Source organism: Microbacterium sp. ANT_H45B (assembly GCF_008369345.1).
GTDB lineage: Bacteria > Actinomycetota > Actinomycetes > Actinomycetales > Microbacteriaceae > Microbacterium.
In genome coordinates, this window is sequence record NZ_VOBK01000002.1 from 997,683 (window position 1) to 1,012,449 (window position 14,767).

Annotated in this window: 13 protein-coding genes; 5 read left to right on the forward strand and 8 right to left on the reverse strand. The window is 69.2% G+C overall.

Annotated elements, in window-relative coordinates:
* Positions 1-52 precede the first annotated feature (52 nt).
* Positions 53-1,984, reverse strand: coding sequence for a DUF6541 family protein (locus tag FQ142_RS11310; protein WP_149423325.1), 1,932 nt, complete (start codon positions 1,982-1,984; stop codon positions 53-55).
* A gap of 185 nt (positions 1,985-2,169) precedes the next feature.
* Between FQ142_RS11310 and FQ142_RS11315 the strand changes: the two genes are divergently transcribed.
* Both FQ142_RS11315 and FQ142_RS11320 read left to right on the forward strand, forming a co-directional pair.
* Complete coding sequence (locus tag FQ142_RS11315; protein WP_149423326.1) at positions 2,170-3,039, forward strand: ABC transporter permease; 870 nt, start codon at positions 2,170-2,172, stop codon at positions 3,037-3,039.
* Positions 3,023-3,757 carry an ABC transporter ATP-binding protein gene (locus FQ142_RS11320; RefSeq protein WP_056416340.1) on the forward strand — a complete coding sequence of 245 codons (735 nt, stop codon included), beginning with the start codon at positions 3,023-3,025 and terminating at the stop codon, positions 3,755-3,757. Before FQ142_RS11315 ends, FQ142_RS11320 begins: the two co-directional genes overlap by 17 nt.
* 37 nt (positions 3,758-3,794) lie before the next feature.
* On the opposite strand, the gene FQ142_RS11325 is transcribed toward FQ142_RS11320, so the two are convergent.
* Positions 3,795-4,868, reverse strand: coding sequence for a glycosyltransferase (locus FQ142_RS11325; RefSeq protein WP_149423327.1), 1,074 nt, complete (start codon positions 4,866-4,868; stop codon positions 3,795-3,797).
* 106 nt (positions 4,869-4,974) lie between these two features.
* On the opposite strand from FQ142_RS11325, the gene FQ142_RS11330 reads away from it, so the two are divergent.
* Together FQ142_RS11330 and FQ142_RS11335 are read left to right on the forward strand one after the other, a co-directional pair.
* Entirely contained in the window at positions 4,975-6,735 is a 1,761-nt protein-coding gene (locus FQ142_RS11330; RefSeq protein WP_149423328.1) for a DUF4012 domain-containing protein, read from the forward strand.
* 139 nt (positions 6,736-6,874) lie between these two features.
* Complete coding sequence (locus tag FQ142_RS11335; protein WP_056416332.1) at positions 6,875-7,459, forward strand: hypothetical protein; 585 nt, start codon at positions 6,875-6,877, stop codon at positions 7,457-7,459.
* A 222-nt stretch (positions 7,460-7,681) separates the two neighbouring features.
* On the opposite strand, the gene FQ142_RS11340 is transcribed toward FQ142_RS11335, so the two are convergent.
* The 6 genes from FQ142_RS11340 to FQ142_RS11365 all read right to left on the reverse strand — a co-directional run bounded on the left by FQ142_RS11340 (position 7,682) and on the right by FQ142_RS11365 (position 13,592).
* On the reverse strand, positions 7,682-9,136 hold the full coding sequence (locus FQ142_RS11340; RefSeq protein ID WP_056416329.1) for an LCP family protein: 1,455 nt from the start codon (positions 9,134-9,136) through the stop codon (positions 7,682-7,684).
* Positions 9,133-9,600, reverse strand: coding sequence for a 5-(carboxyamino)imidazole ribonucleotide mutase (purE, locus tag FQ142_RS11345; RefSeq protein WP_056419398.1), 468 nt, complete (start codon positions 9,598-9,600; stop codon positions 9,133-9,135). The genes FQ142_RS11340 and purE overlap by 4 nt, the downstream gene beginning before the upstream one ends.
* A 107-nt stretch (positions 9,601-9,707) precedes the next feature.
* Complete coding sequence (locus FQ142_RS11350) at positions 9,708-10,832, reverse strand: 5-(carboxyamino)imidazole ribonucleotide synthase (protein ID WP_149423329.1); 1,125 nt, start codon at positions 10,830-10,832, stop codon at positions 9,708-9,710.
* An 88-nt stretch (positions 10,833-10,920) separates the two neighbouring features.
* Positions 10,921-11,472: a PH domain-containing protein gene (locus FQ142_RS11355; RefSeq protein WP_262492130.1), complete on the reverse strand. Its 552-nt coding sequence runs from the start codon at positions 11,470-11,472 to the stop codon at positions 10,921-10,923.
* Positions 11,473-11,544: 72 nt separating this feature from the next.
* Positions 11,545-12,309, reverse strand: coding sequence for a biotin--[acetyl-CoA-carboxylase] ligase (locus FQ142_RS11360; RefSeq protein WP_149423330.1), 765 nt, complete (start codon positions 12,307-12,309; stop codon positions 11,545-11,547).
* Positions 12,309-13,592, reverse strand: coding sequence for a CDP-glycerol glycerophosphotransferase family protein (locus FQ142_RS11365; RefSeq protein WP_149423331.1), 1,284 nt, complete (start codon positions 13,590-13,592; stop codon positions 12,309-12,311). Before FQ142_RS11365 ends, FQ142_RS11360 begins: the two co-directional genes overlap by 1 nt.
* Before the next feature lie 147 nt (positions 13,593-13,739).
* Between FQ142_RS11365 and FQ142_RS11370 the strand changes: the two genes are divergently transcribed.
* Complete coding sequence (locus tag FQ142_RS11370) at positions 13,740-14,765, forward strand: glycosyltransferase family 2 protein (protein WP_149423529.1); 1,026 nt, start codon at positions 13,740-13,742, stop codon at positions 14,763-14,765.
* The last annotated feature ends 2 nt before the right edge of the window (positions 14,766-14,767 follow it).

Below are 14,767 nucleotides of genomic sequence, written 5' to 3' on the forward strand. Positions count from 1 at the left end.
CTGATTCCTTCCCTCGTACGATGACCGCGGCATCCGCGATCGTCGGTCGCGCTCATCCGCAGAGCACGACCTTGTACAGCACGGCGTCGCCGACCTGGTCGACCTTCTCGACGGACTTCGACGTGCGCAGTCGATCGAGTCCCTTGTAGGGGTGCTCGCCGTCGTTGATCTCCTGGGTTCCGAAGTCGAGCACGTACTCCACGTCGAGGGCGTCGATCGCCGAGCACACCTCCTCCGATCCCGGGCGCGCGCTGTCGAGCCGATCGAGCAGCACGGACATCTCCTCGGTGATGTCCATCAGGGTGTGCGGCATCACGACCTCGCGATCAGCGATCGCGTAGGCCAGTGCCGTACCCGTCCACGGGCTGCCGAGGATGACGGCGTCTTCGGGGACCTCGTCGTCGAGCCTCTCGATCAGCGCGAGCTCATCGGACGTCAGGAGCGGCGACTCGTCCGTCGTCGCGAAGGCGCCGTGCGCGGAAGCGACCGCCTGGCGCATGCTCCCCGCCTGCGGCAGGAGCACGAGCACGACGACGGCGACCGCGGCGAGGGCCAGGCGTCGAACTCGCGCGGACCGCACCTTCGCGCTCCAGCGCCTCAGAACGCCCCAGAGGGCGTGTCCACCGATCGCTGCGACAGGAACCCAGGCGATCGCGAGCAGCGCGGCGAGGCGAGGGGCGTTGTTGTACCAGGCTCCCGTCAGCAGGTCGCGCTGCACGAGATACGGCAGACCCGAGACCACGATGTAGAGCCCTGCCGCCGCGGCGAAGAAGCCGACCGCGATCCAGTCCGTCACGGAGCCGCGGCGAAGGCAGACGACGAGTCCGGCGATGACGAGGGCGGCCACCACCACGTTGACGGGAGCGGACCAGACCGATGCCGTCAGGACTTCGCCGACGGCCTGCCCGACGGTCTCGGTCGGCAACCACGAGCGTGCGTCGATCGGCGGACGCAGCACGTACCACGCTGCCAGCACCACGACCGCATAGGCCGCGGCGCACGCCGTCGAGACGACCTTGGCTCGCGCGGTCGGGCGCGAGAGCAGCAGCCGCACCCAGAGCACCAGCAGCACGACCGTCGTGAAGACGAGAAGGGCGACGAGGCCGCCGGGGTGTGCGATCGCGACGGCGGGGACCGAGCCGAGCGCACCCACCGCGAAGGGCCATCGTTCGCTCCAGGACCGACGCGCGCTCGCGGCGACGATGAGCGCCAACGGCACGCCGATCATGCTCAGGGACATCATGTACGGGAAGAGGACGCCGTAGTCGACGAGCAGCAGCGGGAACGCCGGGATCGCCACGCTGATCGCGGCGGCCACCACCATGACGGGGGTCGACGAGCCGGCGAGCACCCGGGTCAGCAGCAGGATCGTCACCGGCCACGCGAAGGCGGCGAAGAAGATCATCACGGCGTTCGACGCGACCGGGATGCTCACCCCCGCCAGCTGCACGACCAGCGAGGCGACCGCGTGCCAGCCGGACGGATAGAACGGCAGCCCGCCGGTCGCGGCGCTCGTCATCGAGCCGATCGTCAGAGGCGAGACGGAGCCGGTGTCGAGGGCGTAGCGGATGGCATTGAGATGGAAGATGTTGTCGAACGTCTGCGAGATGTTCTCGGGGGTGCCGATGACGAGGATCAGCTGTGCGACCACGACGAGGATCGCACCGACGACGGACAGCAGCGCCGCACGTCCGAGGCGGACGTCGAGGCGCAGGGCGGAGACGGAGAACCAGGGCGCGAACCGGAGGACGGCCGCGATGGCCGCGATCACCGCGGTCACGGCGAGAACCGGAAGGATCCCCCATTCCCAGCCGACGAGGGGCGCGCCGAGCGCGGCGAGGACGATGACCGTGACACCGGCGGGGACGGCCAGCGCCCACGCGACATGACCGCGAGCGCCGAGCAGCGATGAGACGGCGAACCCCGGGACGAGGACGAGGCCGGCGGTGACCAGCACGGCCAGACCCAGGTCGAACCATCCCATGTGCGCAGCGCCTTTCTCGTACCTGACCGGACGTCGGCCACCGGCGTCGATCCTATCGAGGTTCGTCTGGGGGACCACCGACACACCGCTCGAGCGCCCCCTGACGGAGCGCACGATTCGGAGAACCTATGATTGACGAGGCGTTCCCCCCGAACCGGACGTCTGACGGAGGTGACGAGGACGCCATGTCGCAAACATCTGTGCCCGCCGAGCTGCGACTGACGCAACCCGGATCGAGCACTGGACTGCTCGACGTGTTCCGTCGTCGTTACCTGCTCAGCCTGATCGTCCGCAAAGAGGTCGGCATCCGCTACCGCGGCTCCGTGCTCGGGTGGCTGTGGTCGTACGTCAAGCCGCTGATCCAGTTCCTCGTCTTCTACTTCGCACTGGGTGTCTTCCTGCGACTGAATGACAGCATCGAGTACTACCCGATCTACCTCCTGTCGGGCATCACCGCGGTGACGTTCTTCAACGAGTCTTTCGCGAACGCCACGAAGTCCCTCGTCGAGAACGCCGCGCTGATCAAGAAGATCTATTTCCCGCGGCAGATGTTCCCGGTCGCGAGCACGATGGTCGCGGCCATCAACACGGTCCCGCAGATCATCGTGGTGCTGGTGATCGCCCTCTTCTTCGGATGGTCTCCGAGCCTCGTCGGCGTCGCCGCGCTCGTGCTCGGTCTCGTCATCATCTCGCTGCTCGCGACGGGCCTCGGACTGCTCTTCGGCGCGATCAACGTCACCTTCCGCGACGCACAGAGCTTCGTGGAGATCATCGTCATGATCTCGGTCTGGGCATCGCCCGTGATGTACCAGTGGCAGATGGTGGCGACGAAGGTCCCCGAGTGGCTGTTCCAGCTGTACGCGCTGAACCCGATCACCGGTGCCGTCGAGCTCTTCCACTACGGCATCTGGCACGCGCTGAATCCCGCGAACGCCGAGCCGCTGCCGTCGATGTGGTTCCACGCGGTGATCGCTCTCGCCGTCTCCATCGTCATCCTGATCATCGGCGAGATCGTCTTCCGCCGTCTGGAGGGTCGCTTTGCCCAGGATCTCTGATGCTCCCCGCATCCTCGTCGAGGATGTGCACAAGCACTTCAAGCTGCGCCACACGCACTCCATGAAGGAGACCTTCGTCGCCGCGATGCGCCGCAAGCCCCTCACCTCGGAGTTCCAGGCGCTCGACGGCATCTCCTTCGAGATCGGCGAGGGCGAGGCCGTCGCGCTGCTCGGCTTCAACGGCTCGGGCAAGTCGACGATGCTCAAGCTCATCTCCGGCGTGCTGCGCCCCGACGAGGGACAGGTGCGCACCCGGGGTCGGGTCGCGGGACTGATCGAGGTCGGCGCCGGATTCCACCCGGACCTGTCGGGTCGCGAGAACGTCTACCTGAACGCGGCCATCCTCGGCATGTCGAAGAAGGAGACGAAGGAGCAGTTCGACTCCATCGTCGAGTTCAGCGAGATCGAGAAGTTCATCGACACCGAGGTCAAGCACTACTCCTCCGGGATGTTCCTGCGCCTGGCGTTCTCGGTCGCGATCCACACGCATCTGGACGTGCTCCTGATCGACGAGATCCTCTCTGTCGGCGACGAGCCCTTCCAGAAGAAGTGCCTCGCTCGCGTGCGCGAGCTCCACGCCCAGGGCAAGACCCTGGTGGTGGTGAGCCACGATCTGAACATGGTCTCGCACCTGTGCGAGCGCGGCATCCTGCTGCAGGACGGCAAGGTGCGCTTCGACGGCCCCAGTGCGGATGCCGTCGAGCTCATGCGCTCCTGACGGGCCCGGCACCCGCTCTGACGGGCCAGGCACCCATTCAGAGATCGGCGTGCAGGCCCCACACCCGTTCGGCGGCACCGAGCCAGGAGAACGACCTCGAGCGGTCCGCACCGAGGACGCTGAGCCTTCTCGCGCCGTCGCCGACGGCGTCGACGGCGGCGTCCGGAGCATCCGCGGCGTCGACGATCATGCCGCCGTCCGCGATCACGTCGTGGTGCACACCGCTCTCGACGGCGACCACGGGGACGCCGAGGGTCATCGCCTCGACCGCACGCCAGGGCCACCCGGCTCCGGCATCCGTGGCGACCATCGCGGCGGCGGCGGCGAAGACGGCGGCGCGGTCCTCCGTCGACAGCACTCCGCGGATGTGCGCGCGGGCCTCGGGCAGACCGACCGCCGCGGCGATCTCGGCGAGGGCCGGCTCTCCGCCCTCCGGGGCGTCGAGGACGACGGCATCCCGGCCCGTCGCGAGAGCCGCGCGGAATCCGGTCTCGAGAGAGTCGGCGGCGCCGGTGACGACGACGTAGGACGCGGGAAGCGACAGAGCGGTGCGGCGCTCGGCGGCGTCGAACGGCACGACGAACGATGACGGGACCGCACCGGAGATCACGCGGATCCGGTCGCCCAGCTTCGTGATCTCTCCGAGTCGGGCCGCGATCGCGTGCGAGGGCACCACGACGGCGTCCGCATGCTTGACGGCTCTCTTGAGCATCGCGCGCTGCCAGGACACCGTCGACTTGGACAGCAGCTGCGGGGCGTCCCACGCGCGCAGGTCCCAGAGAGTGACGGTCGTCTGGTCGTGATCGTGCACCCGGTCGTGCCGCACGAGCGGCGCCATCAGCGTCGCGGAGTGGATGAGGCCGTCACCCGCGCCGGCCGGGATCCCCAGCTGCCACGAGGCGGCGAGCTCTCGACGCGCGAGCGAGAGCCTGCGCACGTCCGAGATCCCCGGGATCGACACCTCGGCGCCCGCCGGGACGATCGCCTCGACCTCGCAGCCTGACGGTGCGGTGGCGATCAGCGCCGCGGCGAGATCCGATGCCGCGAACGCGTGGTCCGCATCGACGACATGCGCCAGCTGATCCAGAACAACACGCAGCCGAGCACCCATGCGACAACAGTAGCCGTCCGCAGCTGGAGAACCCCGGAGCACGGCCGCGTGGGGCGCACGCGCTCCGCCGTACCGGCGATATCCCGCTTCGTGCTTGAATGCAGGAGTGAGTGACGGACGCCTTCCTGTACGTCGTCGGTGGTTGCGGTGGACCCTCGGCGTGATCCTGACGATTCTCGTGCTCGCGATCGGGTGGGTGACGGTGCGCGGCATCGGTGCCGTGAACGACCTGCAGCAGGTGGCGACGTCGTCGTCGACGCTCAAGGAGGCTGTCGGACAGGGCGACCTCGAGAAGGCCGCCTCTCTCTCGTCCCGCATCGCGCATCATGCCGGGTCCGCGCACGACCTCACCTCCGATCCCGTCTGGCACGCCTTCGGCATCCTCCCCTGGCTCGGACCGAACTTCGCGGCCGTGAGCGACGTCGCCGAGATCGCCGACGACGTCGCCTCCGATGCGCTCGTGCCGGTGCTCGACGCCGCCGGCGCTCTGAACCTCGCCAGCCTCGGCCTGTCGAACGGCGCCGTCGACCTCGCCCCTTTCGCCGCCATCGAGCCGTCGCTCGCGAACGCGAGCACGACGCTGAGCGCGGCGCAGGACCGCGCTCTCCGGATCGATGCGGATGCGACACTCCCCCCGCTCGCCGATGCGGTGCGCGAGATGCGCTCGACCGTCACCCAGGCAGCGACCGTGGTCGGATCGCTGCACGGTGCGGCCGCGCTGCTGCCGAGCATGCTGGGTGCGGACGGCCCCCGCAACTACGTCCTGGCGATGCAGAACAACGCGGAGCTGCGCTCTTCCGGAGGCATCATCGGAGCCATCGCGCTGCTGCACGCGGAGAACGGACGGGTCACCCTCGTGCAGCAGGCATCGGTACCCGACTTCCCGAAGCTCGACGACCCCCTCCCGCTCAGCGAGTCGACCGTCGCGCTGTTCGAAGACCGCCCCGGCCGGTACATGCAGAACCTGACGAGCATTCCCGACTTCACCGAGGCGGGCCCCGCGATAGCGGCCCGCTGGCAGAACCGGTTCGGCCAGCCGATCGACGGCGTCGTCGCCGTGGACGCGGTCATGACCGAGAGCCTCCTGAAGGCGACGGGCCCGCTCACGTTCGGACCGTTCAGCGTCACGCACGAGACGGTGGTGAACTTCCTGCTCTCGGAGATCTACGCCGCGGTCCCCGATCCTGCGGCCCAGGACGAGGTCTTCTCGCAGGCGGCGGGAGCACTGCTGTCGGCGGCGCTGTCGACCGCCGATCCGAAGGACCTCGTGGCCGCGCTGGCCGATTCGGCCGAGCAGCACCGGATCCGCATCTGGAGCGCGCACGAAGGCGAGCAGAAGATGCTTGCCGCGTCGTCGCTCGGCGGCGCTCTCCCCGTCGACGACACGGAGACGCATGTGGGCGTGCTGGTGAACGATACCACCGGCGGCAAGATGGACTACTACACGGATGCCTCCATCACCACCTCGGTGGGGGTCTGCGACGGCGAACCGACCACCCAGGTGCGGGTCACCTGGACGAACGACGCGCCGGCGGATGCGGGCACCACCCTGCCGCCGTACGTCACGGCGAACGGGTTCTACGGAGTCCCGCCCGGATCCGTCCGGACTCTGATCACGGTGTACGGGCCCGAAGGCGCCACCGCGTCGCACATCGACCGCGACGGCGAGCAGGAGAGCGTCCAGACGGCCCTCCTCGGCACACGCGCCGCCGTGCAGCACGAGGTCCTGCTCGCTCCCGGCGAGTCGTCCACGATCACCCTCGAGTACCAGGGCACCGGCGCCGGCGAGCGACTCACCGTGGTCGATCACACGCCGATGATCAGCGACCCCGAGATCTCCCGAGAAGAACTGAAGTGCGCCTCGTGACTTTCCCGATCCGATGATGTAGTGTCGGTCTCACTGGGGAATATCTGGGTGCAATTCTGTCGTGGGGACAGGGTCATCCACGCAATCGGACGCAGGGGTGTGTCCGGATGCGATTCCGCGTGAATTTCTGGGGAGAATCATGCTGAAGAAACTGGCTGCCATCAGCCTTGCCGCTGGCGCGATCGTGTTGATGGCTCCTGCCGTCGCCACTGCTGCGCCGTTGACCGTTCCGTCCGAGTCCGACACGTACTCCGGCACGCCTGGCGTGGGGGTCGACGATCCGATCATCGGCATCTGCGATGTGTCCACCGTCACCTTCGGCGCGGGGTACTTCCTGCCGTCCGAGACGGTCGGTGTCTCCGTGTCGGGTCACAACGCCGGAGAATCGGCGGTCTCGGGGAACACGGCGGCTGCCGACGGCAGCCTGGTCGTGACCTTCCGTCCGCCTGCCGACGGTGAGGGATCCTACGCGCTCACGTTCTCGGGATCTCGTTCCTACACGGCGACCATCACGGTCTCGCACGGGCACGATGAAGCCGTGCGCTGCGACCACGACCCGGGCGTCGCGGCGTCCGGCACGGAGATGCCCCTGACCGGAGGCGGGCTCGAGCTCGCCCTCACCGGTGGCAGCGTGTCGCCCTGGGTCGTCGGCGGTGGCGCTGCGGCTCTTCTGGCCGGTGGAGCGCTCGTCGCCACCGGTGTCGTGCGCCGCAAGCGCGCCTAGATCGGACCCCGCTTCGGCGGGTGTCGGCTGGACGGCGGTGGTCCCTCCCCCTCCGATCACCGTCGTTCAGTGAATCCGGCCCGAACCGGAGGCCCACGGCCGCTACCTTAACTCTCAGGTGGCGGCCGTGGGTTCGTTAACGGGCCGGTTCATCGACCTGCCGGTTCCGTCCGATGCTCACCGGCGAGCCGGCCCCTCCGGTCCGGCCCCACCCGGCACCGCTCAGGGCGTGGGTGTCGGGGTCTCCGTCGGCGGGTGCAGGGTCTGCTGCATCAGCTGGTGGATGTAGTCGTAGTTCGGCGAGTGCTCGTCGACCCCGTTGTCGGGGGTGAGCTCGACCGTCGTGACCGGCTGCTCTCGGGCCTTCGTCATGAGATCGAAGAACTCGGGGAGCTTGTCCTGAGGGAGATCCGTGCTGATGAGCGCGGTACCCGCCGCAGCGACCTCGTTGAATCGCGTCAGCACGGTCTGCGGAGTGAACTGCGCGAGGATCGCCTCCTGCAGCTCACGCTGGCGCTTCATCCGGTCCCAATCGCTCGTGGTGTACCGCGAGCGCGCGTACCACTGGGCGGTGTCGCCGTCCATGTGCTGCTGACCGACCTCGATCCATCCCGACGCCCAGGCGTCGACGTCGTGGGGGTCCACGCCCTCGGGCGGACCACCCTTCGGGAGCCGTTCCGTGACGTTGATGTCCACGCCGCCGAGCGCATCGACGAGGGCCGCGAAGCCGTGCATGTCGACGAACACGTAGTAGGGGATCTCGATGCCGAGGACGCCTTCGGCGGCATCCTTCGTGGCCTCGATCCCGGGGTCGGAGCCGTGCGAGGCGGCGTCGGGATAGAGCCCTGCGCCGTCGTCGTCGCGGCAGACCTCGGCGGCGTTGCGAACGTGGTTCATCCAGCCGTTCCAGCCGCAGGAGCTCGAATTATGCCCTTCGAACCCGTTCGGGTACAGCGCCTGCATCGGGCTGCCCTCGCTGAACGGCGCGTGCGGGAGCTCTCGCGGAATGCCCGTGATGGTCACGGCGCCGCTGGTCGCGTTCACGGAGACCACGGAGATGCTGTCGTACCGCATCGAGTCCCGACCGTCGCCACTGTCGGCTCCGAGCAGGAGGATGTTGTAGTAGCCCTCGCTCGGCGGCAGGCTCGGACCACTCTCGCCGAAGATCGTGTTGATCGTTCCGCGGGCGGTTCCGACGTACGACGCCGCGTACCCGGTTCCCGTTCCCACCAATCCGAGCAGCAGCAGGGCGACGAGCGGGATCGCGAACTTCGAGGGACCCGGCACTTTCACGAGGCGCACGAGGCGCAGCGCGTCGAAGGTGAGGACGATCCACAGCACGAGGTAGCCGATGAGCAGGACCTGGACGAGGGTCAGGACGACCGCGGAGAACCACCCTCCGCCCACGGTCAGCCACAGCAGCACCGGGCGGGCGAAGAGTGCGAGACCGGCGCCGACGATCACGAGGAACCAGGCGAGCAGTGTGGCTCCGAGCCCGAAGCGACCGAGTCGTCGGTCACCGGCGAGCACCTGCGCCGAACCCGGCACGAAGAGGTTGAGCACCACCAGCCACCAGGCGCGCTTGGTCATCGACCCGGCGTCGGCGGTGTTCGGGTGCCGTAGCGGACGGGTCTCGATCAGAGGGCGCGCCGAGCCTCGCGGTGGCGCAAGGGTCACAGCGAGCCCTTCAGCCGCTCGTTCTTCTCCTCGACCTGAGCCTCGAGATCGAGGGCGTAGGCCTCGACGCGATCGGCGAGGTCGTCGTCGGACGTGCCGAGGATGCGGGCGGCGAGGATGCCGGCGTTGCGCGCTCCCCCGATCGAGACCGTGGCGACCGGGATGCCTGCCGGCATCTGCACGATGGAGAGGAGCGAGTCCATGCCGTCGAGGAAGGCGAGCGGGACCGGCACGCCGATGACCGGCAGCGCCGTCATCGAGGCGAGCATGCCCGGCAGGTGCGCGGCGCCCCCGGCGCCGGCGATGATCACGCGGATGCCGCGAGAGCGCGCCTCGCGCGCGTACTTCATCAGCTTGTCGGGGGTTCGGTGCGCCGAGACGACCTCCACCTCGTGCGGGATCCCGAAGTCCGTCAGCGACTGTGAGGCGTCGCTCATCACTCGCCAGTCGGAGTCGGATCCCATGACGACGCCGACCAGGGGCGCGGTGGAGGAATGAAGAGGCTCGGTCACTCCCCCAGGCTACGGTCTGCTACTGGGAGAATCCCCGAACGGCACGCCCCTTGTGCCCCTCAGTCGAAATGCGCGGCAGCCGCCCTCGCGACGTACACCGCATCGTCGAGATCCGCACCCGACACGTTCACGTGACCGACCTTGCGTCCGGGACGGGGCGCCTTGCCGTACGTGTGGATCTTGGCTGTCGGATATCCGGCCATCGCCGCGGCGAAACGGTCGCCGAGCGTGCCGTCTTGCGGCCCACCGAGGATGTTGATCATCACCGACCAGGGGGCGCGCGGCGTCGCGTCGCCGAGAGGGAGATCGGCCACCGCCCGGAGGTGCTGTTCGAACTGCCCGGTCACCGCGCCGTCCTGGCTCCAGTGCCCGCTGTTGTGGGGGCGCATCGCCAGTTCGTTGACGAGGATGCGCTCGTCGTCCGTCTCGAAGAGCTCGACCGCCAGCATGCCGGTGACACCGAGCCCCTCGGCGATCGAGCGGCCGATCTCCTCCGCCAGCCGGACGAGCCGCTCCGACGCCTGAGGCGCGGGAGCGAGCACCTCGGCGCATACGCCGTCGCGCTGCACGGTCTCGACGACGGGGTAGGCCACGATCTGCCCGCCGGGACGACGCGCCACCTGCTGCGCGAGCTCGCGCACGAAGCCGACGAGCTCTTCGACGAGGAGCGCATCACCGTCGGCGAGCGCGTCGAACCAGTCGCCGGCATCGCTGCCGGAGCGGACCACTCGCACGCCCTTGCCGTCGTACCCGCCGCGCGGCGTCTTCACCACCGCTCTGCCGCCGTGGTCGTCGAGGAACGCCTGCAGCTCCTCGGCGTCTCGCACCGGGGCCCACTCGGGCTGCGGCACACCGAGCTCGGCGAGGCGCGCACGCATGAGCAGCTTGTCCTGGGCGAACTGCAGGGCATCCGGTCCGGGATGCACCGCCACGCCGTCGGCGACCAGCGCTCGGAGGATGTCCTGCGGGACGTGCTCGTGGTCGAAGGTGACGACGTCGACGTCCTGCACGAACGCGCGGACGACATCGAGGTCGTGATAGTCGCCGACCGCGGTCGCGGCGAGACCGGCCGACATCCCCTCGTCTTCGGCCAGCACCCGCAGGTCGAGTCCGAGCTCTACCGCCGGAGCGATCATCATCCTGGCCAGCTGGCCACCACCGATCACACCCACACGCAACGCCATGTGTCGTCTCCCATCGTCCTGACCATTCTCGCGCATCACCGCAGCGATCGAACACACACTCCTCGCGCGGCCAGGCCACGCGGCGACCTCAGAACGAGGCGGTGTCGGACCCGGACTGCGCGTCGCGGTGCGCGAGGATCTGACTGACCTCGATCTGGTCGGCGAGGGTCTCGTGAACCAGGGTGACGTTGGGTACGTTGGCCAGTCGCAGCGGCGCATCGACGCCGTTGGAGAGCGAGATCGTCCCGGTACCCCACATCCGCTGCAGGACGCCTCGACGCACGCCGATCGTGTAGCCCCTGGCATGGGACATCTCCCGACGGCTCTGCGCGCCGACGCCGTGGCGCACGATCACCCGCCGCGTCGTGACCGTCACGGAGCGCGAGTACCAGACGATGTACGGCACGACCACGAGGAGGAGCACGAGTCCGCCGGCGGCGCTCAGGAGCATCCAGTTCTCGAACGGGGCCGGAAGATTGTCGTAGAAGTAGGCGGTGGCCCCGAACACGGCGATCAGCACGAGCGCCGACCAGAAAAGCCGTCGGGCGTGGCCACGGAACCGCGCGATCAGCAGCTCTTCAGAGGGCACACCGGGAGGTGGCATCGTCGGCCGTCCGCCGAGGGTCACTGGCTGCGTCACTTCTCCATTGTGCCTGGAACCGCCGACATCGGCCCGCGCGCCCCGGGCGTGTCAAACTCGGGCGTGTCGAACTCAGGCCGGCCGGACATGCACCACGTCGCCGGCCGAGACGGCGACGTGCTCGCCGGCTGAGAGCACCACGAGCCGACCCGAGGGGTCCAGTGCGACAGCGGTGCCCGCCAGCGCACGTTCCCCGGGGAGCGTCACCCGCACATCGAGTCCGATCGTCGCGCACCGCTCCGAGACGGCGGCGTGCAGCCCGCCGGCCACGGCGTCTCCGGACTCCGCGAGGTCGGAGATCCGCGAGTCGAGCTGCCGCAGATAGACCGAGAGCAGCCGATCCGCATCGGCGCGGACACCGAGCGCGGAGAACGATGTCGCCGTGGGCACCGGGAGCTCCGCGGTGGTCATCGCGGTGTTGACGCCGGTGCCGACGATCACGGCATCGGATGTCGCCTGCGCCAGGATGCCGCAGATCTTGCGCCCCTCCACGAGGACGTCGTTCGGCCACTTGACCGCCACCCGGTGCTCGGGCAGCTGCTCCGCGATCGCCTCCGACATCGCGAGACCCGCTGCGAGGGGGATCCAGGCGCGCACATCGGGGTCGGCCGGAAGCCGGCGAAGCAGCACCGACACCGCGAGGGAGGATCCGGGAGGCGCCGTCCACGAGCGGTCGAGCCGTCCACGCCCCGACGTCTGAGTGTCGGTGAGGAGCACCGAGAGATGCGGCCACTCCCGGACATCGGCCGCCCGCTCGGAGAGCTCCGTGTTCGTGGAGCCGATGGCGGGCAGGACTTCGAGCCGGGAGGCCACTCCCCTGGTCGCGGTGAGGTCCATCAGACCTCCTCCTCGTCGGCCTCTTCGTCGTCGTCATCCTCGTCGGGGCGCACGGCACCGATCTCGTGGGCCTGCCAGCGGTCCCACCGGCGCATGAGCTCCTCGATCGCACCGTGGAACTTGGCGGTGGCGACTCCGGGTGTCGTGTCGCCGAAGTAGTGCTGCACCCACATCCGCAACCGGGCGATGGCCCCCTCGTCCGCGCGCACGCGCTCGACCTCCGCGATGATGCCGGAGGCGGCATCCGCCTCGAGCCATTCGCAGTCCGAGAGGTAGCCGTTCGTGTCGATCGACGCGCGGTCGTCGACCGGGCGGGTGATCATCAGAGGCTTGCCGACGGCGAGGCGGTCGTAGACCATGGCCGAGATGTCGACGATCGCGACATCGGCGGCGGCCAGCTGCCAGCCCAGGTCCGGACCGTTGTCGTACACGTGCTGCGCTGCGGGATCGGCGGCGTTCGCCGCGGAGATCGCCGCGACGATCCGCCGGTGCGCGGCGCCATAGGCGTCGTCGACCACGCCGCTGCGAGGATGCGGCCGGTAGACGACGCGATGCGCGGACGACGCGAGGAGCGCACCCACCAGTGCCTCGCCGTGCGAGGCGATCGATCCGTAGTGCGCGCTCGGCCGGTCGCCCTCCCACGTCGGCGCATACAGCACGACCGTGCGGTCATCCGGGGTGTACGGGAGCGTGCCCGAATAGTGGTCGGCCTGGGGGCGGCCGATCTCGAGGGTGCGGCGCTCGATGTCCCAGTCCCAGAGCGTGCGTGAGAGGCGGTCCCGCGCCGCCTGCCCCGCGACCAGCGCGTAGTCGTAGGCCTTGTACTGGTTCGTCGTCATGTACATCTTGTCGGACTCGCCGTGGTTGATGAACACGTGCCACCGGCGGCCGTAGCGGAACATCTGGAAGTTGCGGGTGTTCTGATTCACGTACAGGACGATGCGGATGTCCTGCGAGGCGACGAACTGCTCCAGGTCGCGCACGGTCGGGACGAAGGCGACCGGAGGGCCGTCCTCATCGATGAGCCTGTCCGCGCCCGTGGCCGAGCGCGCCAGCACGACGACCGGCCAGCGCTTCGCGAGCTCCGCCAGCGGACGGTACCACTGCCGCATCTGGTACATGTTCACCGCGCCGTCGGCGAAGTAGACCGCGATCTGGTACCGCCCTGACGGATGCGGTTCCCGGTCGGCCAGCCTGCGGCGGACCCGTTGCACCGCGGTACGCGAGGCAAGAGCCCTCTTCAGCAGACGGTAGGCCTTCTTCGCATCGGACACAGCACCCATCCCTCCAGGATACCGAGTGGGACCCGCGGTTCTCAGCCGATCCCGGGCGGCCGGCGCCCGCATCAGCGAACGTCCGAGAGCACATGCCATGATCGTCATGTGCCTGACAACGAGATCGACGCCCCCGACCACGGGGTGTCCTTCGTCATGCCCGTTCTGAACGAGCGCGCCTACCTCGAGCACGCCGTCCGTTCCGTGCTCGCGCAGGAGCTGACGGTGCCCGCCGAACTCGTGCTGGCCCTCGGACCGTCGACCGACGGCACCACCGCCCTCGCGCAGCGCCTCGCCGCCGACGACGAGAGGATCCGGCTCGTCGAGAACCCGGCCGCGCACATCCCCGTCGGACTGAACGCGGCGATCCGAGCGAGCCGATACGCCACGATCGTGCGGGTCGACGCCCACTCCGAGCTCTCCCCCGGCTACGCCGCGCGCGCCCTCGAGACACTCCGGCGCACCGGCGCCGCGAACGTCGGCGGCGTGATGCATGCAGACGGCAGGACGCCGTTCCAGCGAGCCGTCGCACGGTTGTACAACTCCCCTGTCGGACTCGGCGGAGGCGCGTACCACGGAGGGACGCACGAGGGCGAGGCCGAATCCGCCTACCTGGGCGTCATGCGCCGCGAGGTGCTCGAGGAGGTCGGGCTCTTCGACGAGTCGATCCGCCGCGGCGAGGACTGGGAGCTCAACCTCCGCATCCGCCAGGCCGGACATCGGGTGTGGTTCGATCCGAGCCTCTCAGTCACGTACTGGCCGCGGGAGAGCTGGCTGCGTCTGGCCCGGCAGTTCCGGGCGACCGGAGCGTGGAGAGGCGAGCTCGTGCGTCGGTACGGGCGCCGCAACGGCATCCGCTTCTTCGCACCGCCCGCGCTCGTCGCGCTGCTCGCCACCGCCGTGCTGCTCGGCGTCACGCAGCTCGTCGGCGCCGTGACCGGGGTCCTCGCGACGATCCTCTCCGCGGTGATCTACCTGCCGTTGCTCGCCTATGTGCTCCTCGTGATCGTCGTGGCCGCACTGCCCGGCGGTGGCGGCCCGCGCCAACGGCTGTGGACGGCCGCCGTGCTGCCGACGATGCACCTCTCATGGGGCTTCGGGTTCCTGGGCGGCGTGCTCCGCGGAGCCCGTGACACTGTCGACGCGTCGAGGCTCGGCACCCGCAACACCCCGCTCCCCTGAAC